Genomic DNA, 24,602 nt, shown 5'->3' with positions numbered 1-24,602 from the left:
CATTGTATAAAATGAATAAATTATCTTTATTGTGTCGTTATGGCGTGTCTTATTCTTTAGCTCAATTGAAACAGGTCCCGCGCGTATTGTCTCCGATGCTGCTGTTGATCCCTCTACAATCGATGGCTAACGCACCTGCGACGGAGAATGCTGACGTTAATCCTTATAGTGATACGCTGAGCAGGACAGCTTCCACACTGGCATCAACCGAATCAAATGGGGCGGCAGGTGCAGCGGCGTCCGCCGCATCAAGCTATGCATCTTCTTCCGTGGAAGGTTGGCTCTCGCAGTTCGGTACTGCCCGCGTGCAGTTAAATGTGGATAACAACGGCAACTGGGACGATAGCTCCTTTGATTTTCTGCTGCCGTTTTACGATAACAAAAAAACGGTGATCTTCACTCAATTGGGGATGCGCGCACCGGACGATCGTTTTACTGGAAACCTTGGTTTTGGCGTCAGAACATTTAATGCATCTAACTGGATGTTTGGTATTAACAGCTTTATTGATGATGATTTTACCGGTGGTAACCGTCGCGCCGGATTTGGCGGCGAAGCCTGGACCGATGATTTAAAACTATCGGCAAACGGCTATGTCGGTATTACCGATTGGCACAGTTCACGTGATTTTGATGATTACGATGAAAAGCCTGCAAATGGTTTTGATATTCGTGCTGAAGGCTATTTACCGACTTATCCGCAATTGGGCGCAAAGGTCATGTACGAACAGTATTATGGCGATAATGTTGCGCTATTTGATACCGACCACCTGCAAAAAGATCCTTCTGCGGTCACGGTGGGTCTGAACTATACGCCGATTCCGCTGGTGACCGCAGGCATAGACTATAAACGCGGTCAGGATTCTGTGGATGACACCCAGTTCTCCCTGGCTTTCCACTATGTGCTGGGACAATCTTTGTCATCACAATTGTCGGGCGATCAGGTGGCGTATCGTCGAAGCCTCGCAGGCAGCCGTTACGATCTTGTCGAGCGTAATAATGAAATCGTGCTGGACTACCGCAAGCAGGAAAAACCGACGCCAGACGCGCCTACCACGGATTTAGCGATACAAATTGTGCGTAATGGGGTGGATTCTGACGGTACGACCAAAGATTTCGCCGTGGCGCGGGTCACCGATTCTGACGGTACGCCGATGGCCAACGTCACCGTTAACTGGTCTGTTAGCGGTTCTGCGAAGCTGGCACGAGCGTCCAGCACGACGGATAGCTACGGCCTTGCTACCGTGGGCTTAACTGATGTTGTCGCAGAAACAGTGGACGTGACCGCGACCGTAGAGCAGCAGACGAAGACCTCGAAAGCCACGTTTGTTGAGGGGAGTGGTGGTGATAAGACCAGGCACATCGTGGTCAGCACGGTGAGGGGGGCGGCAAGCGCTGATGGCCAGGATCGCGGAATACTGAAAGCCGTCGTCACCGATGAAAACGGTAAGCCGATGAGCCATCAGACCGTGGCCTGGTCTGATAGCTCGGATACGGCAAAGGGCAATAAAACGGAAACCATCACCAATGATAGCGGCGTGGCGCTTTTTGCCTTAACGGATACCGTTCCGGAGAAAGTGACCGTAACGGCGAAAATGGATGATATCAGCGATTCCGGCAGCGTGACGTTTATTCAGGGCTCGCAGATTATTACTAACGTAGAGATGTCCGCAGTGAAAAATGGCGTCATTGCCGATGGCGTTCACCAGAATATCGTGCAGGTTTCGGTTGAAAATGGTCAGCACGAACCAGCAGCAGGTGAAACAGTGAGTTGGTCTCTGGTATCGCCGTCCTCTAAGGCAGAGATTAAACATTCAACAACGGTGACGGACGCGAAGGGGAATGCATATATCAGCTTCGCGGATACAGCGGCGGAAGACGTCCAGGTGCAGGCGAAAGTCGGCGAGCACCAGATGAGCTTCACATCGAACTTTATCGCTGAATCTATTGGTCAAGTTGATGGGCCGATTCCTCTGGGGATTGGATCGGATGATGTCGTCAATATCAATGAATCCAGCGGCGGCGTTGATTTCCAGATAACGCCTTATGCGGGTATGAAGGAAGGGGACCAGATTGTGCTGCACTTCCAGGTATACGGCGATGATGGCGGCCCATCCTATAACCCACGCAGCCAGACGTGGACCTCTTCGATCCACACAGTGACCGCGAGCGAAGTGGGGCACCCAATTACCATTAATGCGCCACAAAGCGCATTCTACGACGACAATGGCATTGGGATCACCGACACGGATTACGACACCACCGGCGCCTATGCCGTGGTGAAAAGCGTCAGCGGGCAGACGGTGAAATCCTCCTTCACGCATATGGGTGTCGCGACCATTATGGGGTAGCGGCTCCCATGGAGTCGGCTAGCGCAGGCCGGGCTACATAAACGTTAGCCCGGCCTGGCGAAGCGCCGCCGGGGTGGTTCGGTCAGCTGGCCGGGTTCGCTTCCAGCTCAGGCTCTGGCGAACGCAGCAGCGCCCACAGAATAATCGCCCCAATCACATCAAATACTGCCAGCACGGCAAACAGTGGGCTAAAGCCCAGTGTGTCCGCCAGCGCGCCAACCACCAGGGCGAATAAGGTGCTGGCGGTCCATGCAGCCATGCCGGTAAAACCGTTGGCGGTGGCCACTTCGCCCGGATCGAACATGTCGGAAGAGAGCGTAATCAACGCGCCGGACAGCGACTGGTGGGCAAAACCGCCGACGCACAGCAGCGCAATAGCCACGAACGGGCTGCTGAACAGACCGACCATGCCCGGCAGGATCATCAGCGCTGCGCCCATGGTGACAACCAGCTTACGTGAAACCACAATATTGACGCCAAAGACACGCTGGAAGATCCCCGGCAGATAGCCGCCGATGACGCAGCCCATATCGGCGAACAGCATCGGGATCCAGGCAAACATGGCGATATCTTTCAGGTTGAAGCCGTAGGTGTGCACCATAAACAGCGGGATCCAGGCGTTGAAGGTCCCCCACGCCGGTTCCGCCAGGAAGCGCGGCAGGGCGATGCCCCAGAATTTACGTTGCTTCAGCAGCTGGCCGATGTGTACTTTATCGACCGTTTTTTTCTCTGGCTGGCCTTCGGTGATGTAGTTGTACTCTTCTTTGCTCAGTTTCTTGTACTGGCCCGGGCGGTTATAGACCAGGTACCATCCCAGCGCCCACACAATACTGGCAATCCCGACGATCACGAACGCCAGACGCCAGCTGTGAATATAAATGGCCCATGCCACCATCGGCGGCGCAATGATGGCGCCCATCGAAGAACCGACGTTGAAGTAGCCCACGGCGACGGAACGTTCGTGATCCGGGAACCATTCGGTGACCGATTTCAGCCCGGCGGGGATCATCGCGCTCTCGGCAAAACCCCCTAAGCCACGACACAGCGCCAGGCCTTGCCAGCTGTTGGTGAAGGCGGCACCGATGCAGAAGATGCCCCACAGTGCGCCAAACAGGGTGTAACCCACTTTGGTGCCCAGCGTATCAAGCACATAACCCGCGATGGGCTGGGCAATGGTGTAGCAGGCGGAAAATGTCGCCACGATCCAGGAATATTGCTGGGTAGTGACATGAAGATCGCTCTGAAGCGTCGGCGCAGCGGCCGAAATAGTATTGCGGGTTAAATAGCATAAAATCGTGCCAAGCGTGACAAGAGCCACCATAAACCAGCGCGTATGACCAGTAGTGCGCATAAAACGTTCCTTTACTTCTTAGGATATGAGACGGCCTGCGGGTGAACAGGCGCAACTGCGGTCATACAGAGAGAAGATAAATCGCCAGCCATTCGGCGGCACACAGCGGTCCTTTTATGAGAATTAGTGAATCCGTGTCACATTTTTCTGAATATTAAACCTGTGTTTCAGAAAATTATGTGATCTGATTCAAAATTATTAGGATGGCGTACCACTTAAGTGTATCGGGGTAAGTAATGACGTAATGAACCGTTAAGGGCGGTTTCATTCTGCCCGAATTGCGGTGAAAACAGGCAGATAAGGGGCTATTTGTTGAGGGTAATAAACTCGTGTAGCAACGCCGTCAGCTGTTTCATCTTCTCCGGCGTGAACTTCTGTTCAATTTCCAGGTAGGCTTCTTCCACTTTCGCCTGCGCGCGCTCGTACAGCGCGTACCCCTCTTTGGTGAGCGAGACATAAAGTTTGCGCTGATCGTTGACCGGCTTCAGGCGTAACACCAGCCCATCGCGCTCCATGCGCGTCAGAATCCCGGTCAGGCTGGGGCGCAGAATACAGGTCGCGGCAGCCAGATCGTGGAAGTCCATTGAAGGGTTGTCGACCAGCACGCGAACAATCCGCCACTGCTGCTCCGTTAGATTGTGCTGCTTCACGATCGGCCGAAAATAGGTCATCGCCACTTCCCGCGCCTGCATCAGGGCGATGGTTAAAGAATCGTGCATTCTGCCTCCTGCCACTTCTCATCATTAATATATGAACAATATAGCAATGTTGCTTTTATCAACAGCATATTTTTGATGAAACCCGACGTTGCTGAAATGAAATTTCATTAATTAATTGATTATAAACGACTATTTTTAGTTTGTGTAAAATTATTGTTAATCTAGTCACAAAAAAATTACTTGTGTTTGCTAAATGAGTAGCGGAGGCATAAAACAGATCATTAATATATAACGAAATAAATGCTGTCTCTGAGGAGCTGTAAATGAAAGGTACCGTTTTCGCCGTGGCGCTCAACCATCGCAGCCAGCTTGATGCCAGGCGCGACGCGTTCGAGCAGGCCCCCTATAAGGCACCGCCTAAAACCGCCGTCTGGTTTATCAAACCGCACAATACCGTCACCGAAGGCGGTCAGCCGATCCCGTACCCAGAGGGGGAGGCGGTATTCAGCGGGGCAACGGTGGCGCTGGTGGTGGGCAAAACGGCGCGTAAAGTTAGCGTTGAAGACGCGGTGGACTATATCGCCGGATACGCGCTGGCGAACGAAGTCAGCCTGCCGGAAGAGAGCTTCTACCGCCCGGCGATTAAAGCCAAATGCCGTGACGGCTTCTGCCCGCTGGGGGAAATGGTGAGCGTTGATAACGTCGACAACCTGACCATCATTACCGAAATCAACGGTCGTCACGCCGACCAGTGGAGCACCGCCGACCTCACGCGCAATGCCGCCGAGCTGCTGAGCGCCCTGAGCGATTTCGCCACGCTGAATCCGGGCGATGCCATTCTGCTGGGCACCCCGCACAACCGCGTGGCGCTGCGTCCCGGCGATCGGGTCCGCGTACTGGCAGAAGGTTTCCCGCCGCTGGAAAACCCGGTAGTCGCCGAAGCGGACGCTCGCCCGGTGCCACGTCCGTACGACCACGGCACCCTGTTTGCGCTGGGGCTGAACTACGCCGACCACGCCAGCGAACTGGACTTCAAGCCGCCGGAAGAGCCGCTGGTGTTTATCAAAGCGCCGAACACTCTTACCGGCGATAACCAGACCTCGGTGCGCCCGGACAACGTCGAGTACATGCACTACGAATCGGAGCTGGTGGTGGTGATTGGCAAAACCGCGCGCAAGGTCAGTGAAGCTGAAGCGATGGACTACGTCGAGGGCTACACGGTCTGCAACGACTACGCCATTCGCGACTACCTGGAAAACTACTATCGCCCGAACCTGCGGGTAAAAAGCCGCGACGGACTGACGCCCGTTTCCCCCAATATCGTGCCAAAAGCGGCGATTCCCGATCCGCATAACTTAACCCTGCGCACCTGGGTCAATGGCGAGCTGCGTCAGGAAGGCACCACCGCCGATCTGATCTTCAGCGTACCGTTCCTGGTCTCTTACCTGAGCCAATTTATGACGCTGCAACCGGGCGACATGATTGCCACCGGCACGCCGAAAGGGCTCTCCGACGTGGTGCCGGGAGATGAAGTGATTGTGGAAGTGGAAGGCGTTGGTCGCCTGGTGAACCGGATTGTCAGCGAGGAGTCTGCAAAATGAAAAAAATTAACCATTGGATCAACGGCAAAAGCGTCGCCAGCGATGACTATTTCCATACCACCAACCCGGCGACCGGCGAGGTGCTTGCGGAAGTCGCCTCCGGCGGCGAAGCGGAAGTGAATCAGGCGGTAGCCGCGGCGAAAGAGGCTTTCCCGAAGTGGGCCAATCTGCCGATGAAAGAGCGCGCGCGCCTGATGCGTCGTCTGGGCGACCTGATTGACCAGAACGTGCCGGAAATCGCGGCGATGGAAACCGCCGACACCGGTCTGCCGATTCATCAGACCAAAAACGTGCTGATCCCCCGCGCGTCGCACAACTTCGAGTTTTTCGCCGAAGTGTGCCAGCAGATGAACGGCAAAACCTATCCGGTCGACGACAAGATGCTCAACTACACCCTCGTGCAGCCGGTGGGCGTGTGCGCGCTGGTGTCGCCGTGGAACGTACCGTTTATGACCGCCACCTGGAAGGTCGCGCCGTGCCTGGCGCTGGGTAACACCGCGGTGCTGAAAATGTCCGAACTGTCGCCGTTAACCGCCGACCGTCTGGGCGAGCTGGCGCTGGAAGCGGGCATTCCACCAGGGGTGCTGAACGTGGTGCAGGGCTATGGCGCGACGGCGGGCGATGCGCTGGTACGCCACCACGATGTGCGTGCGGTCTCTTTTACCGGCGGCACCGCCACCGGGCGCAACATCATGAAAAACGCCGGGTTGAAAAAATACTCGATGGAGTTGGGCGGCAAATCGCCGGTGCTGATTTTTGAGGATGCCGACGTTGAACGGGCGCTGGACGCCGCGCTGTTCACCATCTTCTCGATCAACGGCGAACGTTGCACCGCCGGCTCGCGCATCTTTATCCAGCAGAGCATCTACCCGGAATTCGTCAAACGCTTTGCCGAGCGCGCCAACCGCCTGCGCGTGGGCGACCCGAACGACCCGAATACTCAGGTCGGCGCGCTGATTAGCCAGCAGCATTGGGAGAAGGTCTCCGGCTATATCCGCCTTGGCATTGAAGAGGGTGCGACCCTGCTGGCCGGCGGCCCGGAAAAACCCACTGACCTGCCAGCACACCTGCGTGGCGGCAACTTCTTGCGCCCAACGGTGCTGGCGGACGTCGATAACCGGATGCGCGTGGCGCAGGAAGAGATTTTTGGTCCGGTAGCCTGCCTGTTGCCGTTCAAAGACGAGGCGGAAGGGCTGCGTCTGGCCAACGACATTGAGTACGGCCTGGCTTCCTATATCTGGACCCAGGACATCAGCAAAGTGCTGCGTCTGGCACGCGGCATCGAGGCCGGGATGGTGTTCGTCAACACCCAGAACGTGCGCGACCTGCGCCAGCCGTTCGGCGGCGTGAAGGCCTCCGGTACCGGGCGCGAAGGCGGCGAGTACAGCTTTGAAGTGTTCGCGGAGATGAAGAACGTCTGCATCTCAATGGGCGAACACCCGATTCCTAAGTGGGGAGTGTGATATGGGCAAGCTCGCGTTAGCAGCAAAAATTACTCACGTGCCGTCGATGTACCTCTCTGAAATTCCGGGGAAAAACTTTGGCTGCCGTCAGGCGGCCATCGATGGGCATAAAGAGATCGGCAAGCGCTGCCGTGAAATGGGCGTCGACACCATCATCGTGTTCGATACTCACTGGCTGGTGAACAGTGCCTACCACATTAACTGCGCGGAAAGCTTTAAGGGCATCTACACCAGCAACGAGCTGCCGCACTTTATTCGCGACATGGCCTACGACTATGACGGTAATCCCGAGCTGGGCCAGCTGATTGCCGATGAAGCCGTAGCGCTGGGCGTGCGCGCCAAAGCGCACAACATTCCAAGCCTGAAGCTGGAATACGGCACGCTGGTGCCGATGCGCTATATGAACGCCGATAAGCACTTCAAGGTGGTCTCCATCTCGGCGTTTTGCACTGTGCATGACTTTGCCGACAGCCGCAGGCTGGGTGAAGCCATTTTGAAAGCCATCGAGAAGTACGACGGCACCGTGGCGGTGTTCGCCAGCGGCTCGCTGTCGCACCGCTTTATCGACGACCAGCGTGCGGAAGAGGGGATGAACAGCTACACCCGCGAGTTTGACCATCAGATGGACGAACGTGTCGTCAAGCTGTGGCGCGAGGGCAAGTTCAAGGAGTTTTGCACCATGCTGCCGGAGTACGCCGACTACTGCTACGGCGAAGGCAATATGCACGACACCGTGATGCTGCTGGGAATGCTGGGCTGGGATAAGTACGACGGCAAGGTGGAGTTTATCACCGATCTGTTCGCCAGCTCCGGCACCGGGCAGGTAAACGCCGTATTCCCGCTGCCCGCGTGAGGATGAACCATGCCGCACTTTATTGCTGAATGCACCACCAACATCCGCGAGCAGGCAGATTTACCGGGCCTGTTCCGCAAGGTGAACGAGGCGCTGGCCGCGACCGGAATTTTCCCCATCGGCGGCATCCGCAGCCGCGCCCACTGGCTGGATACCTGGCAGATGGCTGACGGGAAGCATGACTACGCGTTTGTGCATATGACGTTGAAAATCGGTGCAGGCCGCAGCCTGGAGAGCCTTCAGGAGGTGGGCGAAATGCTGTTCGGGCTGATTAAAGCCCACTTCGTCACGCTGATGGACAGCCGCTATCTGGCGCTGTCGTTTGAGATTGACGAGCTGCACCCGACGCTGAATTACAAACAGAACAACGTGCACGCGTTATTTAAATAAGACCGGCCCGCCCAGTCCTTCGCTTCTTTTGAGGCGGAAGAAAATACGCACTTGGTCAGTCCCCTCGTCCCTTTGGGGAGAGGGTTAGGGTGAGGGGGGACCTCCGCGGCCTGATGCCCTCACCCCGGCCCTCTCCCACAGGGAGAGGGAGAAAACACAGCCACAGGAATCACTATGCTCGATAAACAGACCCGTACCCTGATCGCCCAGCGGCTGAATCAGGCTGAAAAACAGCGTGAGCAGATCCGTGCCGTCTCGCTGGATTACCCGGACATCACCATCGAAGACGCCTACGCCGTGCAGCGTGAATGGGTGGCGATGAAGATTGCCGAAGGGCGAACGCTCAAAGGCCACAAAATCGGCCTGACCTCCAAAGCGATGCAGGCCAGCTCGCAGATTAATGAACCGGACTACGGCGCGCTGCTCGACGACATGTTCTTCCACGACGGCAGCGAGATTCCGACCGACCGCTTTATTGTCCCGCGCATTGAGGTGGAACTGGCGTTCGTACTGGCAAAGCCGCTGCGCGGACCGAACTGCACGCTGTTCGATGTCTATAACGCCACCGACTACGTGATCCCGGCGCTGGAGTTGATTGACGCCCGCAGCCATAACGTGGACCCGGAAACCCAGCGTCCGCGCAAGGTATTCGACACCATCTCCGACAACGCCGCCAACGCAGGCGTGATCCTCGGCGGGCGTCCGATTAAGCCTGATGAACTGGATCTGCGTTGGATCTCCGCGCTGCTGTATCGCAACGGCGTGATTGAAGAGACCGGCGTTGCCGCAGGGGTACTTAACCACCCGGCGAACGGCGTGGCGTGGCTGGCGAACAAGCTGGCGCCGTATGACGTTCAGCTGGAAGCGGGGCAGATTATCCTTGGCGGCTCGTTCACCCGTCCGGTACCGGCGCGTAAGGGCGACACCTTCCATGTTGATTACGGCAACATGGGCGCGATTACCTGCCGGTTCGTATAAAAGGAAAAGACGATGATGAAGAACAGCTTCAAAGACGCGCTGAAAGCAGGCCAGCCGCAGATTGGCCTGTGGCTCGGGCTCTCCAGCAGCTACAGCGCCGAGCTGCTGGCGGGCGCTGGGTTTGACTGGTTGCTGATTGATGGCGAACATGCGCCGAACAACGTCCAGACCGTGCTGACCCAACTACAGGCGATCGCGCCTTATCCAAGCCAGCCGGTGGTGCGTCCGTCGTGGAATGACGCGGTGCAGATTAAGCAACTGTTGGACGTTGGCACGCAAACGCTGCTGGTGCCGATGGTGCAAAACGCCGACGAAGCGCGAGCCGCCGTGTCCGCAACCCGCTATCCGCCGCAGGGTATTCGCGGCGTGGGCAGCGCGCTGGCGCGGGCGTCACGCTGGAACCGCATTCCGGATTATCTCCACCAGGCCAACGACGCCATGTGCGTGCTGGTGCAGATTGAAACTCGTGAAGCGCTGAATAATCTGGCGCAGATCCTCGACGTCGACGGCGTGGACGGCGTGTTTATCGGCCCGGCGGACCTCAGCGCCGATATGGGCTTTGCCGGCAATCCGCAGCACCCGGAAGTGCAGGCGGCGATTGAACAGGCCATCGTGCAGATTCGTGCGGCGGGAAAAGCGCCGGGCATTCTGATGGCGAATGAACAGCTGGCGAAACGTTATCTGGAGCTGGGGGCGCTGTTTGTCGCCGTCGGCGTCGATACCACCCTGCTGGCGCGCGGTGCAGAGGCGTTGGCGGCACGCTTTGGCGCGGAGAAAACCTCGCTCGGGTCGTCCGGCGTGTATTAACGCGTGCCGGGGAGACCCATCGACATGTCGGCCCGGCAAGCGAAGCGCTCCGGGCAACAACACTGCTTCACCCTACGCAAATTCCCATCAGAGGAAAGGACAATGAGCGACACATCACCTGCAATTCCGGAGCAACTCAACCCGGCCGACCAGCACAAGCGGCTGACGGCAGGCCAACAATCGGTTATCAACAAACTGTTTCGTCGTCTGGTTCTGTTTTTGTTCGTGCTGTTTATCTTCTCATTCTTAGATCGTATCAATATCGGCTTTGCCGGGCTGACGATGGGGGCGGATCTCGGCCTCAACGCCACCATGTTCGGCCTCGCCACCACGCTGTTCTACGCCACCTACGTGATTTTCGGCATTCCCAGCAACATTATGCTGAGCATTGTTGGCGCGCGGCGCTGGATTGCCACCATTATGGTGCTGTGGGGTATCGCCTCCACTGCCACCATGTTCGCCGTCGGGCCGAAAAGCCTCTACGTGCTGCGCATGCTGGTGGGCATCACCGAAGCCGGATTCCTGCCGGGGATTCTGCTGTACTTAACCTACTGGTTCCCGGCGTTTTTCCGCGCCCGCGCCAACGCCCTGTTTATGATTGCCATGCCGGTAACCACCGCGCTGGGCTCGATTGTCTCGGGCTATATTCTGTCGATGGACGGTCTGCTGAATATGCACGGCTGGCAGTGGCTGTTCCTGCTGGAAGGATTCCCGGCGGTGCTGCTCGGCGTGATGGTCTGGTACTGGCTCGACGACTCCCCGGCGAAGGCCAAATGGCTGACCGACGAGGATAAAAAGTGCTTACAGGAAATGATGGATAGCGATCGCCTGACGCTGGTGCAGCCGGAAGGGGCCATTAGCCATAGCGCCATGCAGCAGCGCAGCCTGTGGCGCGAAGTGTTTACGCCGATCGTCCTGATGTACACGCTGGCCTACTTTTGCCTGACGAATACGCTCAGCGCCATCAGTATCTGGACGCCGCAGATCCTCAAGAGCTTTAACGAGGGCAGCAGCAACATCACCATCGGCCTACTGGCGGCAATCCCGCAGATTTGTACCATTCTTGGCATGATCTACTGGAGCCGCCATTCGGACAAGTACCAGGAGCGTAAGCACCACACGGCGCTGCCGTTCCTGTTTGCCGCCGCCGGTTGGTTGCTGGCCTCGGCGACCAACCATAGCCTGATCCAACTGTTGGGGATCGTGATGGCCTCGACCGGATCGTTTAGCGCGATGGCGATTTTCTGGACCACACCGGATCAATCCATCAGCCTGCGCGCCAGGGCGATCGGCATCGCGGTGATCAACGCCACGGGCAACATTGGGTCGGCGCTGAGTCCGTTTATGATTGGCTGGCTGAAAGATGTGACCGGCAGCTTTAACAGCGGATTATGGTTTGTCGCAGCGCTACTGGTGCTGGGGGCGGCCATTATCTGGGTTATACCGATGAAATCTTCCCGCCCACGCGCCACGCCGTAAGGAGCCGACGTTATGTGCCAGCGTGTGATTACCAATATCGACATCAGTACCGAGTATGAAGAGAGTCTGGGCACCAGGGATGTGCACTATCAGTCGTTTGCCCGCATGGCGGAGTTTTTTGGCCGCGATATGCAGGCGCATCGACACGATCAGTTTTTCCAGATGCACTTTCTCGATACCGGGCAGATTGAGCTGCAGCTCGACGATCACCGCTACTCGGTGCAGGCACCGCTGTTTGTGCTGACGCCGCCGTCGGTCCCGCACGCCTTTATCACCGAGTCGGACAGCGACGGTCACGTGTTGACAGTGCGGGAAGAGTTGATCTGGCCGCTGCTGGAGGTGCTATACCCCGGCACCCGTGAGGCGTTCGGCCTGCCGGGAATGTGCCTGTCGCTGGCGGACAAACCCGACGAACTGGCGGCGCTGGCGCACTACTGGCGGCTGATTCAGCGCGAGTCGACCTCTGAGCTGCCGGGGCGCGAGCATACCCTGGTGTTGCTGGCGCAGGCGGTGTTCACGTTGCTGCTGCGCAACGCGCCGCTCGACGACCACGCGGCCAGCGGCGTGCGCGGCGAACTGAAGCTGTTCCAGCGCTTTAACCAGATGATTGATAGCCACTATCACCGCCACTGGACGGTGCCGGACTACGCCAGCGAGCTGCACCTGACCGAATCCAGGCTAACGGATATCTGCCGCCGCTTCGCTAATCGTCCGCCGAAAAGGCTGATTTTTGACAGACAGCTGCGTGAGGCCAAGCGTCTGCTGCTGTTTTCCGACAGCGCGGTGAGCGAGATTGCCTGGCAGCTTGGCTTTAAGGACCCGGCCTATTTTGCGCGCTTTTTTAATCGCTTAGTGGGGTGTTCGCCGAGCGCGTTTCGCGCGCAGAAAGTCCCGGTGTCGTAGGTTCCCCCCTCACCCTAACCCTCTCCCCATAGGGGAGAGGGGACCGACCGTGCGGGTTTTCTCCCTCGCCCTTTGGGGAGAGGGCCGGGGTGAGGGGCAAACACGCGCCAAACCCTACCCAGATCACAGAACCGCCCCCCGCCTGAAAAGTACCAGCCGTTGACCCAAAAGTCTCTTCACCGTCTGCGTTTTAAACGCTTCAATTACGAAACAAGAACAAAACATAAATTTAACAAATCCGATGAATACTGGAGTGTACCCGAATGAAACCTGAAGATTTCCGCGCAGACACCAAACGTCCGTTAACCGGTGAAGAGTACCTGAAAAGCCTGCAGGATGGCCGTGAGATCTATATCTACGGCGAGCGCGTCAAGGATGTCACTACCCATCCCGCCTTCCGCAACGCGGCAGCCTCTGTCGGCCAGCTGTACGATGCGCTGCACAAGCCGGAAATGCAGGACAAGCTGTGCTGGAGCACCGATACCGGCAGCGGCGGCTACACCCATAAATTCTTCCGCGTGGCGAAAAGCGCCGACGACCTGCGTCAGCAGCGCGACGCCATCGCCGAGTGGTCACGTCTCTCCTACGGTTGGATGGGGCGTACTCCGGACTACAAAGCGGCCTTCGGCAGCGCGTTGGGGGCGAACCCGGCGTTCTACGGCCAGTTTGAGCAGAACGCCCGCCACTGGTACTCGCGCATTCAGGAAACCGGTCTGTACTTCAACCACGCGATCGTTAACCCGCCCATCGACCGCCACAAACCGGCTGATGAAGTGAAAGATGTTTACATCAAGCTGGAGAAAGAGACCGACGCCGGGATTATTGTGAGCGGCGCGAAGGTGGTGGCGACCAACTCGGCGCTGACCCACTACAACATGATCGGCTTCGGCTCCGCGCAGGTGATGGGCGAAAACCCGGACTTCGCGCTGATGTTCGTCGCACCGATGGATGCCGAGGGCGTGAAGCTGATTTCTCGCGCCTCCTACGAGATGGTGGCGGGCGCAACTGGCTCCCCATACGACTATCCGCTCTCCAGCCGCTTTGACGAGAACGATGCGATTCTGGTGATGGATAAGGTGCTGATCCCCTGGGAGAACGTCCTTATCTACCGCGATTTCGATCGCTGCCGTCGCTGGACGATGGAAGGTGGTTTTGCCCGTATGTACCCATTACAGGCGTGCGTGCGTCTGGCGGTGAAGCTCGACTTTATTACCGGCCTGCTGAAGAAATCGCTGGAGTGCACCGGTACTTCTGAGTTCCGCGGCGTGCAGGCGGATCTTGGCGAAGTGGTGGCGTGGCGCAACATGTTCTGGGCGCTGAGCGACTCCATGTGTTCTGAAGCGACCCCGTGGGTTAACGGCGCGTACTTGCCGGATCACGCGGCGCTGCAAACCTACCGCGTGATGGCGCCGATGGCCTACGCCAAAATCAAAAATATTATCGAACGTAACGTGACCAGCGGCCTGATCTACCTGCCGTCGAGCGCCCGCGATCTGAACAATCCGCAGATTGATCGATATCTGGCGAAATACGTGCGCGGCTCCAACGGCATGGATCACGTGGAGCGCATCAAGATCTTAAAACTGATGTGGGATGCCATCGGCAGCGAGTTCGGCGGCCGTCACGAGCTGTATGAAATTAACTACTCCGGTAGCCAGGATGAGATCCGCCTGCAGTGTCTGCGCCAGGCCCAGACCTCCGGCAACATGGACAAAATGATGGCGATGGTCGATCGCTGCCTGTCTGAATACGACCAGAACGGCTGGACGGTGCCACACCTGCACAACAACGCTGATATTAATCTGCTGGATAAGCTGCTGAAGTAATGGGCAGCGGGAGGTCACAATGCAATTAGATGAACAACGTCTGCGTTTTCGCGATGCCATGGCCAGCCTGTCGGCCGCCGTTAACGTCGTCACCACCGAAGGGGAAGCGGGTCGCTGCGGGATCACTGCTACCGCCGTCTGTTCGGTGACGGATACGCCGCCATCGGTGATGGTGTGTATCAACGCCAACAGCGCCATGAACCCGGTGTTCCAGGGCAACGGTAAGCTGTGCATCAACGTGCTCAACCATGAACAGGAGATCATGGCGCGTCACTTTGCCGGCATGACCGGTATGGCGATGGACGAGCGCTTTAATCTCGCAGGCTGGCAGCGCGGCGCGCTGGGGCAGCCGGTGCTAAAGGCGGCACTGGCATGTCTGGAAGGCGAGATACGCCAGGTGCAGACCATCGGTAGCCATCTGGTCTATCTGGTGGAGGTTCAGCATATCGCGTTGGCGGAAGAAGAGGGGCACGGGCTTATCTATTTCAAACGCCGTTTTCATCCGGTGATGATGGAGGCCGAAGCGCTGGCTTAAGCCTTCTTCACTACCTAAATGCCATCGGGCAGGTCAGGATCGATTGCCCGATGGCCGCAGCGCCAATGAATCATCGTGAGCCGGAAGGAGAGTCCCCATCTCCCTTCGACAGTGCCGCCTGAACGGCATTTTCCGCTAGCGGGGCCATCACGCGATAGCCTTCCGCGTTGGGATGCAGACCATCATCGGAGTAGCGGGTAATCAGTTTGCCGCATGCGTCCGTCATTGGCGTGGCGTAATCCAGCCAGACAAAGCCTTGCGTCGCGCTCCAGCTTTTCAGCCAGTGATTTAGCGCGATAAGGCGCTCGCGCGGACGCTGGGCGTAGAGATCCTGCGAGTCGGGATTCGCGTCATGGACCGGAAGCACGGACGATATCACCACCTGAATACCGTGTAGCGTGGCCAGCTCGGCGAACGTCATGATGTTCTCTTCAATTTCCAGATTGCTCACCGGACCGGTATTGCCCGCGATGTCGTTGGTGCCAGCGAGGATCACCACCGCCTGCGGGCGCAGGTTTAGCACGTCCTGGCGAAAGCGCACCAGCATCTGCGCGGTGGTTTGCCCACCAATACCGCGGTTGAGGTAGTTTTTTCCCGGAAAGCTCTGCGCTAAATCCCAGCCGTCGGTAATGGAGTCACCGAAGAAAACGACCTGCGGGCTCCGGTTCTGCTGAAGCAGGGCCTCGTTGTGCTGGCGATAGCGGGCGCGTTGACCGTAGTCATCGCTATAGAAAGCGGCCTGACGGCTGCGGTAGTTGTCGAGTTCAGGAAACCCGGTTCCGGGGATGAGAGCAGTAATCAGCGGCTGTGACACGATGTGTCTCTCCTTGCCGTAGTGAATGGAGAAACCACGTTAGCAAACGTCGATTTTTTGCGCTATCACTTCTGTGCGCGTAAGGCTCTGAATACGGACCAAAAAATAGATTAGGGAAAATGAAGGAAAATAAATAAATAGGGCTACAGGGATGAGGTCTAATATTTTCCTGTGATAAGGGAGGAAAAATTTAACAAGCTATTTATTTCTTTGAGGCGACGAGTTTTTTAATTGAAATAAGGCTTCGTTAATCATTTCTTCGGCTTTTTGACGGGCGAATTTGATAAGCGCGTCTTTACTGAAAGGCGCGCCACAAGCGTGACAGGTTAACGGGTATTGATCTTCCGCGTTTTTTATTTTTTCAATGTCGGTTATTTCAGTAACACCGGCACATTTTGGACACAAATATTGAATTGCAATCACGAGCACGGCTCCTTTATCTTTGGTATAAAATAGTGCAGCCGCACAAATCGTCAAAGCCTTCCGGGCTATTAAATAACAGGTCATTTTGTTTTGGTTGATGAAGTGGTTAAAAAAACACCACTTCGTCAGGCCGATCGCACCAAAGGAGAGGGTGAATGACAATGGAGAAGCCGTTCGTACAGAAAGACCCGATGGATTCCGGCAGGCTGGCCGATCTCCTCAACCATAACACCGATTGGGTGTGGGAAGTGGATACGCAGGGGCGCTACGTCTGGTCCTCAGAAGTGGTGATGCGCCTGCTCGGCTACTCGGCCGAAGAGGTGCTGGGCCGTACGCCGTTTGATTTTATGGTGCCGGGCGAGGCCGAACGGCTGGAGAGCACCTTCCGCGATGTGCTCTCATCGCACAAACCCTTCTCGGGCCTGATTAATCGTAACCTGCGGGCAGACGGTCGGGCGGTGATCCTCGAAACCAGCGGTATTCCGCTGTTTGATGAAAACGGCCAACTGACTGGCTATCGCGGTACCGATCGGGATATCTCCCAGCTCGGCGAGCGGGTGTTGCAGCTGGAATCTATCTACCAGAACACGCCGCTGGCGCTGTGTGTGATTGATCGTCACGGCATGTTAACGAAAGCGAACAAGGCGATGGGTGAGCTGCTGGGGCAGCCAGAGGAAAAGCTGGTGGGGCAGTTGCTCAAAACGCTGATGCCGGAATGGCACCTGCTGTTCCAGCAGGATTTCATGCTGCTCGACGGCGGTGAAGAGATTGCCAGCAAAGAGCTGTTTCTCTATGGTCGCTATTTCTACATTAAGCCTATGGCGGTGTACGACGCGGGCGGCAACGTGGCGGGTATTTCTTCGGCGTGGATGGACATCACCGATCGCAAGCTGGCGGAACAGCAGCTTGCCCACGCTAATCAGACATTATTGCAGTATGCCGAACGCGACCATCTTACCGGCCTGTTCAACCGTCGTTACATGGATGACCGTCTGAGCTATGAAATTACCCGTGCACAGCGCGAGGGCTCGCAGCTGTCTTTGTGCATGGCGGATATCGACTTCTTTAAACGCTACAACGACACCTATGGTCACCCGGCGGGCGACCAGGTGCTGCGCGCCGTAGCAGACGCGTTGAGAGGCGGTCTGCGCCCGGGCGATAGCGTGAGCCGCTACGGCGGCGAAGAGTTTCTGGTGATACTGCCGGACACCAGCGCGGAAGGCGCGCTGGCAGTGGCTGAACGCCTGCGCGAGCGGGTAATGGCGCTGGAGATTGTGCATGAAACCAACCCCATCGGCAGCGTGCTGACCATCAGTCTGGGTGTGATGACCTGGGATTCGCCGCTGTCGGTGTGCAGCATTCAAAGCGTCGCGGACATCGCCGCTGAGCTTATCAGCAGCAGCGATGCGGCGCTGTACCGGGCCAAACAGCAGGGGCGCAACCGCGTAGTCAGCGCCTGATTACGCCACGGCCCTGGCGCGCGTCGTCAGGGCTATTGCGGTGCTGGCGAGGGTAAACAGCGCCATGATCCACGCCATGGTCCACGGCGTGCCGTCGCTGAGCGTCGCCAACAGCAGTGACGAAATAATCCCGCTACCGTATTGCAATGCGCCAATCAGCGCTGAGGCGGAACCCGCGACGTTTGGTGCGGCGTCCAGCGCGGCGGCAGTCGAGGTGGCGGCGATAATCCCATTCATCGAAAACAGTATGAACACTGCCACCACGATCAGCAGCAGACCTCCCATCTGCCAGCGCGCGGCAATCGCCAACACGATTGCCGCCGCGCCCGCCACCAACAGCGATATCTTTAGCAGCGTCTCCAGCGGATAGCGGTGGACGATTCGGCGGTTTACCACGCTCATGAGCATGACGCCAACAACGTTCAGCGCGAATAACCAGCCGTAGTGCTGCGGATCGACGCCGAAGTAGCTGATATAGACGAATGGCGACCCGGCGATAAACGCGTAGGCGGCGACGTAAAAGCAGGTCAGGCACAGGGTGTAGCGCATAAAGGCGACGTTGGTTAACAGCAGGCCGTAGTTCTTAAACACGCCGCCCAGCGACGCTTTAACACGCTTCTCTTCCGGCAGCGTTTCCGGTAGCCAGAAGAGAGTAAAGAACATCAGTACGCCAATCACAGCCAGCAGCCAGAAAATGACGTGCCAGCTGGCAAACACAATGATCTGTCCGCCGAGTAGCGGTCCGGCAATGGGAGCGATGGCCATCATCAGGATCAGCGTCGAGAGCATTTGCGCGGCGCGGGTACGACTGAATAGGTCACGGATCATCGCACGCGCCAGCATTGGGCCAGTGCAGGCCCCCAGCGCCTGGAATACACGCCAAAAGACAATCTGCTCAATATTGCGCGAGAGCGCGCAGCCGATCGAACCGATGATAAATAGTCCCAGGCCGATAAACAGCGGCAAGCGACGGCCAAAACGGTCGCTTAGCGGCCCCCAGATCAGTTGGGCAATGCAAAAACCGACTAAAAAACCGGTAATCGTGAGTTCGACGTTGCCGTGTAAATCGCGCGCCATCACCGGCATGGCGGGAAGATAAATATCGGTTGAGAGCGAGGTAAAAGCCATTAAGGCACTGAGGATGACAACAAAAAGCAGGCCATGCTGACCTTTGGCGGGTGTCTTCCGCGCCGGAGTACCAGTCATATTGTTCCATTCGGGAGTGTTAAAGGCCGATAGAATATATTGATTTTCTGAACGGATAATCAGGCAAAATAGTAAGACGTTATGAATTCTATTCATCAGTGTGCATCCGCAATTGATTCATCACAAAGCGGACGCCGGGCAGCCCTCCTTATAATCGAGCCTACCCCTCTACTGATGGTATAAAAAACATGGCTTATCAACTCAACCTTAACTGGCCGGAGTTTCTGGAGAAATACTGGCAGAAACAACCGGTGGTCCTGAAAAACGCGTTCCCGAATTTTGTCGACCCGATTACGCCTGACGAACTGGCCGGTCTGGCGATGGAGATGGAAGTTGACAGCCGTCTGGTGAGCCACGTTGACGGCAAGTGGCAGGCGAGCAACGGCCCGTTTGAGGATTTTGACCATCTGGGGGAGAAGAACTGGTCGCTGCTGGCGCAGGCGGTGAACCACTGGCACGAACCTGCCGCCGAACTGGTGCGCCCGTTCCGCGTGCTGCCGGACTGGCGCCTCGATGATCTGATGATCTCCTTCTCGGTGCCGGGCGGCGGCGTTGGCCCGCATATCGATCCGTATGACGTCTTTATTATTCAAGGGATGGGCCGTCGTCGCTGGCGCGTGGGCGACGCGCTGCCGTTAAAACAGCACTGCCCGCATCCGGCGCTGCTGCACGTTGAGCCGTTTACGCCGATTATTGAAGTGGAAATGGAACCGGGCGATATCCTCTACATTCCGCCAGGATTCCCGCACGATGGGTATACCTATGAAGATACGCTGAACTACTCCGTCGGCTTCCGTGGTCCGAACGGTCGCGAGTTGATCAGCAGCTTCGCCGACTACGTGCTGGAGAACGATCTCGGCGAGAAGTACTACACCGACCCGGATCTCACCTGTCGCGAACACGCGGGTAAGGTGGAAGAGCACGAGCTGGAGCGTCTGCGGATGATGATGATCGACATGATCCGTCAGCCGAACGATTTCAAACAGTGGTTCGGCAGTTTTGCCAGTACGCCGCGCCACGAGCTGGATATTGCCCCAGCGGAGCCGCCGTTCGAACCGGAAGAAGTGCTTGCTGCGCTGGAAGATGGGGAAACCCTGCGCCGCCTCAACGGGCTGCGGGTACTGAACGTGGGCGAGAGCTTCTTTATCAACAGCGAGAAGCTGGAGACCTGCGAACCGCAGGCGGCTGACATGCTGTGCCGCTATACCGAACTGGATAAAACCCATTTTGGCGAGGCGCTGCGAAATCCGGCGTTTGTCGCGGAACTGACGGCGCTGATTAACCAGGGATACTGGTTCTTCGACGAGTAAGCGTCCGCGCTATACCCTCACCCCGGCCCTCTCCCTGGAAGGGAGAGGGAGCAAACCCGCGCCATACCCACCCACTGCACCATCCGGTCCCCTCGCCCCTTTGGGGAGAGGGCCAGGGTGAGGGGAACAAGTCGCACCCTTCCTTCATTCCTGCTGCTCCCCACCGCTTTGCAATTGGTTAACAATCGTTGTATAACCTCCTTCTTATTTGGATGTTTAGATGTCCATACGTTTAGAAGGTAATAATGCAAAACACAACACAACAACAAGGTGGGCAACTGAAGCGCACCATGAAAACCCGCCACCTGGTGATGCTGTCGCTGGGCGGCGTTATTGGCACAGGGCTTTTTTTCAATACCGGCTATATCATCTCCACCACCGGTGCGGCGGGTACGCTGCTGGCCTATCTGATCGGCGCGCTGGTGGTCTGGCTGGTGATGCAATGCCTCGGCGAACTGTCGGTGGCGATGCCGGAAACCGGCGCGTTCCACGTTTATGCCGCCCGTTATCTCGGCCCGGCCACTGGCTACACCGTGGCGTGGCTCTACTGGCTGACGTGGACGGTAGCGCTAGGATCGAGCTTTACCGCCGCCGGGTTCTGTATGCAGTACTGGTTCCCGCAGGTGCCGGTGTGGATTTGGTGCCTGCTGTTCTGCGTGCTGATTTTCGGCCTGAATGTTATCTCGACGCGCTTTTTCGCCGAGGGGGAGTTCTGGTTCTCGCTGGTGAAGGTTATCACCATCATCGCGTTTATTATTCTGGGCGGCGCGGCCATCTTCGGGTTTATCCCCATGCAGGACGGCTCACCGGCGCCGGGGCTGCGTAATATTACCGCCGAAGGCTGGTTCCCGCACGGTGGGCTGCCGATTCTGATGACGATGGTGGCGGTGAATTTTGCCTTCTCCGGCACTGAGCTTATCGGCATTGCCGCCGGTGAAACCGAGAACCCGCACAAGGTGATCCCGGTGGCCATTCGGACCACTATCGCGCGGCTGATTATCTTCTTTATCGGCACCGTGTTCGTGCTGGCGGCGCTGATCCCGATGCAGCAGGCGGGCGTCGAAAAAAGTCCGTTTGTGCTGGTCTTTGAGAAGGTGGGCATTCCCTATGCGGCGGACATTTTTAACTTCGTGATCCTGACGGCGATTCTGTCGGCGGCCAACTCCGGGCTTTACGCTTCCGGTCGTATGCTGTGGTCGCTGTCCAACGAGCGCACGTTACCGCGCTGTTTCTCGCAGCTGACCAATAACGGCGTGCCGCTGGTGGCGCTATCGGTGAGTATGCTTGGCGGCTTGCTGGCGCTGTTCTCCAGCATCGTCGCTCCGGATACCGTTTTTGTGGCGTTGTCGGCTATTTCCGGTTTTGCGGTAGTGGCGGTGTGGATAAGCATCTGCGCCTCGCATTTCGTGTTCCGTCGCCGTCATCTCCAGCAGGGCAAGGCGCTGAGCGAGCTGCACTATCGCGCGCCGTGGTATCCGCTGGTGCCGGTTCTGGGCTTTGTGCTGTGCCTGGTGGCCTGCGTGGGGCTGGCCTTTGACCCGTCGCAGCGTATCGCGCTGTGGTGCGGGATTCCGTTCGTGGCGCTGTGCTATGGTGCCTATTTCTTAACGCGTTCGCGCCAGAGCCAACAGGAGCCGCAGCATGTCGCAGAATAATCCTTTAACCGCCATTCTGAACGATCGTCCCTTCGTATTACTCGACGGGGCGATGGCCACCGAACTGGAGGCGCGCGGCTGCGATCTGGCCGACAGCCTGTGGTCGGCCAAAGTGCTGATGGAAAATCCGCAGCTGATTTACGACGTGCATCTCGACTATTTCCGAGCCGGGGCGCAGGTGGCGATCACCGCCAGCTATCAGGCCACACCGGACGGTTTTGCCGCCCGCGGGCTGGATGAAACGCAGTCGCGGGCGCTGATTATTAAAAGCGTTGAGCTGGCGCGTCAGGCGCGTGATGCGTATCGCGCGGAAAACCCGGCGGCCTACGGGCTGCTGATTGCCGGCTCCGTGGGGCCCTACGGCGCGTACCTGGCGGATGGCTCGGAGTACCGCGGCGACTACCAGCGTAGCGCGCAGGTGTTCCAGGATTTCCACCGCCCGCGCGTTGAAGCGTTGCTGGATGGCGGTGTCGATCTGCTGGCCTGTGAGACCCTGCCGTCTTTTGATGAAATTCGTGCGCTGGCGCAGCTGCTGACCGAGTATCCGGTAGCGCAGGCGTGGTTCTCGTTTACGCTACGCGATGCTCAGCATCTGAGCGACGGCACGCCGTTGCGCGATGTGCTGGCGTTGCTGGCGGATTATCCGCAGATTCTGGCGGTGGGGATTAACTGTATCGCGCTGGAAAAAACCGTCGAGGCGCTGGAGTATCTGCATAGCCTGACGCCGTTGCCGCTGGTGGTCTATCCGAACTCGGGCGAGCACTATGACGCGGTGAGTAAAACCTGGCACCACCACGGTGAAGCCTGCGCCACGCTGGAAGGTTATCTGCCGCAGTGGCTGGCTGCCGGAGCGAAGCTGATTGGCGGCTGCTGCCGAACTACGCCAAAGGATATTGCGGCGCTGAAATCGCACTGCTGATTCAGAACCCGTGTAGGCCGGATGGCGCTTCGCTTATCCGGTATTGTATGTAATAGATACATGGTGGTTAGCTACTGCCATATGAAGCGAGGTGAACCTGCCCCTCTTCCGAAGGTAAACCCTGCTTAGCAGCTTGTGGTCCTTCGCTTCATCTTTCACGCCAGCAATAATCTTGAACGGTTAGATGCATTTCTTGGCGTTACCCCTTTTGAAAAACATTCTGGAACATCCGTGAGAGGACGTTCCAGAATGTCTAAAATCGGGCCACCCGAAATAATAGGCAAGTTGTAAAATCAGGATTTACTGACACACATCAATGAAGGAGAAAAGATGTTACCAATCAAATAGGCATTTTGAAGTTTTGAAATGTGCATTCTTCTCTCAGGTTCGGAGCTGTCATAGATGGCTTTGGTAAAAAAATCATCAGGTATTGTATCAGTTGATTTCTTACTCACTCGTGCCTCAGAAAGCCTTGCAGTAGAGGAATCTAGCATTTCATATGCAAACGTAATGGTACGCTGAATGTTTCGTTTTCCAATACCATACTCTCCCGTTTCACTAACGATGCCAGAAAAATCAACTTCACCTGACCCGTTAACATGAAGCTGAACGTAAACGCTGCCATTGAATTTCGAACCATGAGGTAACTCAGGCATTGAGATCGTAGATACACAGTTGATACTAATCCCATTATTGGATGTCCAGTCAACGATTTCAGTCGCACGAACAACTATCGCTGATAAAAACGTAATGACTGAAAAGCTTATTAGTGCTAATTTCTTGTTAATTTTCATGTATATAGACATCCTTGCAACCAGCAAATTTTGTTTTTTCTTTATTGCTCCAGGTGCACCGGGACAAAAATACACGCCCTTTTTCACCGTAGGTGTATAGGTCGTCTGGCTGGAAAAAGTAGGTAGCACCCTTAATACACTGAAGGTAATTGTTTGTTAGCTTTCTGGCTTTTTCGAGTTTGACGGACATCATCTCGGGGGAATTTTTATAAAAAGTATATACAGGGCATTGCTCAATCTCGCCGAGTTTCCAGGTATTCACAGCTGAAATCGTACCAGAATCTCCACTTTGTAATGGGTAAAAGGCTATAGCCATTGAACTCAGCAACAAAGCGATCACAAAAATACTGGTTTTTGCAGATATCGATATTTTTTTTGTAGGTATCGTTACGTTATCATTTAATGATTTGATTTCACTGTAGTTATCAATCTCACTGATAGATATAAAATCATCAGGAACCAGGAACCCCGCCCGGGGTATAGTTTGGATAACATCCTGAATACAGCCGAGATCGTGGAGCCCTCGGCGTATGAGTGAGATATACTGGCTCAGAGAGTTATTCGAGGCCTGCAACCCATTCTTATCCCAAACATTGACTAAAATATCTTCACGGGAAACGATCTTACCTCGTTGCTCTAGCAAGAACGAAAAAATACGATTCGCTGTGATGGAGAGCACAATCGAATTTTCGGGTGATGAAAGACTGGCGAGTACACCATCATCAGTCCTGAATGTTATTTCATTGTTAATTAGATACAGCATATGTTTTTTCATCTGCATATGATTGCCCCTCCTTATTTTAGCTGATGTTATCCATATTGTTACTG

22 protein-coding genes and 1 pseudogene are annotated in these 24,602 nt (G+C 56.4%); 16 read left to right on the top strand and 7 right to left on the bottom strand.

All coding sequences use genetic code 11. The features are described from left to right. Positions 1–122: 122 nt before the first annotated feature. On the top strand, positions 123–2,348 hold the full coding sequence (locus NNN71_RS15090) for an inverse autotransporter beta domain-containing protein (RefSeq protein WP_271458830.1): 2,226 nt from the start codon (positions 123–125) through the stop codon (positions 2,346–2,348). 82 nt (positions 2,349–2,430) lie between these two features. Here the strand turns inward: NNN71_RS15090 and NNN71_RS15085 are convergent, their stop codons facing one another. Both NNN71_RS15085 and hpaR read right to left on the bottom strand, forming a co-directional pair. Then, a complete protein-coding gene (locus tag NNN71_RS15085) occupies positions 2,431–3,699 on the bottom strand; it encodes an MFS transporter (protein ID WP_163447191.1) in 1,269 nt (422 codons plus the stop codon). A gap of 305 nt (positions 3,700–4,004) precedes the next feature. Beyond that, positions 4,005–4,418 (bottom strand): homoprotocatechuate degradation operon regulator HpaR, encoded by a 414-nt coding sequence (gene hpaR, locus NNN71_RS15080; RefSeq protein ID WP_064547751.1) that lies wholly within the window; start codon positions 4,416–4,418, stop codon positions 4,005–4,007. 263 nt (positions 4,419–4,681) lie between these two features. Between hpaR and hpaG the strand changes: the two genes are divergently transcribed. From hpaG to NNN71_RS15030, 10 genes are all read left to right on the top strand, one after another. Next, on the top strand, positions 4,682–5,959 hold the full coding sequence (gene hpaG / locus NNN71_RS15075; RefSeq protein WP_271458829.1) for a 4-hydroxyphenylacetate degradation bifunctional isomerase/decarboxylase: 1,278 nt from the start codon (positions 4,682–4,684) through the stop codon (positions 5,957–5,959). After that, a complete protein-coding gene (hpaE, locus tag NNN71_RS15070; RefSeq protein ID WP_271458828.1) occupies positions 5,956–7,422 on the top strand; it encodes a 5-carboxymethyl-2-hydroxymuconate semialdehyde dehydrogenase in 1,467 nt (488 codons plus the stop codon). The genes hpaG and hpaE overlap by 4 nt, the downstream gene beginning before the upstream one ends. A gap of 1 nt (position 7,423) precedes the next feature. After that, positions 7,424–8,275: a 3,4-dihydroxyphenylacetate 2,3-dioxygenase gene (hpaD, locus tag NNN71_RS15065; protein ID WP_163447197.1), complete on the top strand. Its 852-nt coding sequence runs from the start codon at positions 7,424–7,426 to the stop codon at positions 8,273–8,275. Positions 8,276–8,284: 9 nt separating this feature from the next. Then, positions 8,285–8,665: a 5-carboxymethyl-2-hydroxymuconate Delta-isomerase gene (locus NNN71_RS15060; protein ID WP_163447199.1), complete on the top strand. Its 381-nt coding sequence runs from the start codon at positions 8,285–8,287 to the stop codon at positions 8,663–8,665. Between the two features lie 174 nt (positions 8,666–8,839). Beyond that, on the top strand, positions 8,840–9,643 hold the full coding sequence (gene hpaH / locus NNN71_RS15055) for a 2-oxo-hept-4-ene-1,7-dioate hydratase (protein WP_163447201.1): 804 nt from the start codon (positions 8,840–8,842) through the stop codon (positions 9,641–9,643). 15 nt (positions 9,644–9,658) lie between these two features. Further along, positions 9,659–10,450: a 4-hydroxy-2-oxoheptanedioate aldolase gene (hpaI, locus tag NNN71_RS15050; protein ID WP_163447312.1), complete on the top strand. Its 792-nt coding sequence runs from the start codon at positions 9,659–9,661 to the stop codon at positions 10,448–10,450. 102 nt (positions 10,451–10,552) lie between these two features. Beyond that, entirely contained in the window at positions 10,553–11,929 is a 1,377-nt protein-coding gene (gene hpaX, locus NNN71_RS15045; protein ID WP_271458827.1) for a 4-hydroxyphenylacetate permease, read from the top strand. 12 nt (positions 11,930–11,941) lie between these two features. Beyond that, positions 11,942–12,832 (top strand): 4-hydroxyphenylacetate catabolism regulatory protein HpaA, encoded by an 891-nt coding sequence (gene hpaA, locus NNN71_RS15040; RefSeq protein ID WP_163447205.1) that lies wholly within the window; start codon positions 11,942–11,944, stop codon positions 12,830–12,832. A gap of 263 nt (positions 12,833–13,095) precedes the next feature. Then, positions 13,096–14,658, top strand: a complete 1,563-nt coding sequence (gene hpaB, locus NNN71_RS15035; RefSeq protein WP_271458826.1) for a 4-hydroxyphenylacetate 3-monooxygenase, oxygenase component — start codon at positions 13,096–13,098, stop codon at positions 14,656–14,658. Positions 14,659–14,677: 19 nt separating this feature from the next. After that, a complete protein-coding gene (locus NNN71_RS15030; RefSeq protein ID WP_163447209.1) occupies positions 14,678–15,193 on the top strand; it encodes a 4-hydroxyphenylacetate 3-monooxygenase reductase subunit in 516 nt (171 codons plus the stop codon). 70 nt (positions 15,194–15,263) lie between these two features. Here the strand turns inward: NNN71_RS15030 and NNN71_RS15025 are convergent, their stop codons facing one another. Both NNN71_RS15025 and NNN71_RS25275 read right to left on the bottom strand, forming a co-directional pair. Then, positions 15,264–16,007: an SGNH/GDSL hydrolase family protein gene (locus tag NNN71_RS15025; protein ID WP_167576585.1), complete on the bottom strand. Its 744-nt coding sequence runs from the start codon at positions 16,005–16,007 to the stop codon at positions 15,264–15,266. A 198-nt stretch (positions 16,008–16,205) separates the two neighbouring features. Then, positions 16,206–16,430 carry an ECs_2282 family putative zinc-binding protein gene (locus NNN71_RS25275; RefSeq protein ID WP_442910516.1) on the bottom strand — a complete coding sequence of 75 codons (225 nt, stop codon included), beginning with the start codon at positions 16,428–16,430 and terminating at the stop codon, positions 16,206–16,208. 155 nt (positions 16,431–16,585) lie between these two features. Here NNN71_RS25275 and NNN71_RS15015 point away from each other — a divergent pair, with 155 nt between their 5' ends. Further along, entirely contained in the window at positions 16,586–17,890 is a 1,305-nt protein-coding gene (locus NNN71_RS15015; protein WP_271458824.1) for a sensor domain-containing diguanylate cyclase, read from the top strand. On the opposite strand, the gene NNN71_RS15010 is transcribed toward NNN71_RS15015, so the two are convergent. Next, positions 17,891–19,096: a multidrug effflux MFS transporter gene (locus NNN71_RS15010; protein ID WP_271458823.1), complete on the bottom strand. Its 1,206-nt coding sequence runs from the start codon at positions 19,094–19,096 to the stop codon at positions 17,891–17,893. 188 nt (positions 19,097–19,284) lie between these two features. Here NNN71_RS15010 and NNN71_RS15005 point away from each other — a divergent pair, with 188 nt between their 5' ends. The 4 genes and pseudogenes from NNN71_RS15005 to NNN71_RS14990 all read left to right on the top strand — a co-directional run. Next, positions 19,285–20,406: a ribosomal protein uL16 3-hydroxylase gene (locus NNN71_RS15005; RefSeq protein ID WP_167576583.1), complete on the top strand. Its 1,122-nt coding sequence runs from the start codon at positions 19,285–19,287 to the stop codon at positions 20,404–20,406. A gap of 245 nt (positions 20,407–20,651) precedes the next feature. Next, positions 20,652–22,061 carry an S-methylmethionine permease gene (gene mmuP / locus NNN71_RS15000; protein ID WP_249022254.1) on the top strand — a complete coding sequence of 470 codons (1,410 nt, stop codon included), beginning with the start codon at positions 20,652–20,654 and terminating at the stop codon, positions 22,059–22,061. Further along, entirely contained in the window at positions 22,048–22,980 is a 933-nt protein-coding gene (gene mmuM, locus NNN71_RS14995; RefSeq protein ID WP_271458822.1) for a homocysteine S-methyltransferase, read from the top strand. The genes mmuP and mmuM overlap by 14 nt, the downstream gene beginning before the upstream one ends. 174 nt (positions 22,981–23,154) lie before the next feature. Next, a pseudogene (locus NNN71_RS14990) lies at positions 23,155–23,268 on the top strand (transposase); the annotation flags it as partial. Between the two features lie 5 nt (positions 23,269–23,273). Here NNN71_RS14990 and NNN71_RS14985 read toward each other — a convergent pair. Together NNN71_RS14985 and NNN71_RS14980 are read right to left on the bottom strand one after the other, a co-directional pair. Further along, on the bottom strand, positions 23,274–23,774 hold the full coding sequence (locus NNN71_RS14985) for a hypothetical protein (protein ID WP_271458820.1): 501 nt from the start codon (positions 23,772–23,774) through the stop codon (positions 23,274–23,276). Then, a partial coding sequence (locus NNN71_RS14980; protein ID WP_271458819.1) for a winged helix-turn-helix domain-containing protein occupies positions 23,764–24,602 on the bottom strand: 839 nt, incomplete at its 5' end. The genes NNN71_RS14980 and NNN71_RS14985, both read right to left, overlap by 11 nt.

It is taken from the genome of Kluyvera sp. Awk 3 (assembly GCF_028069715.1).
Lineage (GTDB): Bacteria > Pseudomonadota > Gammaproteobacteria > Enterobacterales > Enterobacteriaceae > Kluyvera > Kluyvera georgiana_A.
Note: the sequence above shows the minus strand (reverse complement) of the source record. Positions and strands in the feature narration are given on the sequence as shown.

Bases quoted from the DNA above. Each gene is read 5' to 3' on its own strand.
- hpaA (WP_163447205.1), top strand. From the start codon at position 11,942: ATGTGCCAGCGTGTGATTACCAATATCGACATCAGTACCGAGTATGAA.
- hpaG (WP_271458829.1), top strand. From the start codon at position 4,682: ATGAAAGGTACCGTTTTCGCCGTGGCGCTCAACCATCGCAGCCAGCTT.
- NNN71_RS15090 (WP_271458830.1), top strand. From the start codon at position 123: ATGGCTAACGCACCTGCGACGGAGAATGCTGACGTTAATCCTTATAGT.
- NNN71_RS15015 (WP_271458824.1), top strand. From the start codon at position 16,586: ATGACAATGGAGAAGCCGTTCGTACAGAAAGACCCGATGGATTCCGGC.
- hpaX (WP_271458827.1), top strand. From the start codon at position 10,553: ATGAGCGACACATCACCTGCAATTCCGGAGCAACTCAACCCGGCCGAC.
- NNN71_RS15005 (WP_167576583.1), top strand. From the start codon at position 19,285: ATGGCTTATCAACTCAACCTTAACTGGCCGGAGTTTCTGGAGAAATAC.
- hpaI (WP_163447312.1), top strand. From the start codon at position 9,659: ATGAAGAACAGCTTCAAAGACGCGCTGAAAGCAGGCCAGCCGCAGATT.
- hpaH (WP_163447201.1), top strand. From the start codon at position 8,840: ATGCTCGATAAACAGACCCGTACCCTGATCGCCCAGCGGCTGAATCAG.
- NNN71_RS15010 (WP_271458823.1), bottom strand. From the start codon at position 19,096: ATGACTGGTACTCCGGCGCGGAAGACACCCGCCAAAGGTCAGCATGGC.
- hpaD (WP_163447197.1), top strand. From the start codon at position 7,424: ATGGGCAAGCTCGCGTTAGCAGCAAAAATTACTCACGTGCCGTCGATG.
- hpaB (WP_271458826.1), top strand. From the start codon at position 13,096: ATGAAACCTGAAGATTTCCGCGCAGACACCAAACGTCCGTTAACCGGT.
- NNN71_RS15030 (WP_163447209.1), top strand. From the start codon at position 14,678: ATGCAATTAGATGAACAACGTCTGCGTTTTCGCGATGCCATGGCCAGC.
- NNN71_RS15085 (WP_163447191.1), bottom strand. From the start codon at position 3,699: ATGCGCACTACTGGTCATACGCGCTGGTTTATGGTGGCTCTTGTCACG.
- mmuM (WP_271458822.1), top strand. From the start codon at position 22,048: ATGTCGCAGAATAATCCTTTAACCGCCATTCTGAACGATCGTCCCTTC.
- NNN71_RS15060 (WP_163447199.1), top strand. From the start codon at position 8,285: ATGCCGCACTTTATTGCTGAATGCACCACCAACATCCGCGAGCAGGCA.
- mmuP (WP_249022254.1), top strand. From the start codon at position 20,652: ATGCAAAACACAACACAACAACAAGGTGGGCAACTGAAGCGCACCATG.
- hpaE (WP_271458828.1), top strand. From the start codon at position 5,956: ATGAAAAAAATTAACCATTGGATCAACGGCAAAAGCGTCGCCAGCGAT.
- NNN71_RS14985 (WP_271458820.1), bottom strand. From the start codon at position 23,774: ATGAAAATTAACAAGAAATTAGCACTAATAAGCTTTTCAGTCATTACG.
- hpaR (WP_064547751.1), bottom strand. From the start codon at position 4,418: ATGCACGATTCTTTAACCATCGCCCTGATGCAGGCGCGGGAAGTGGCG.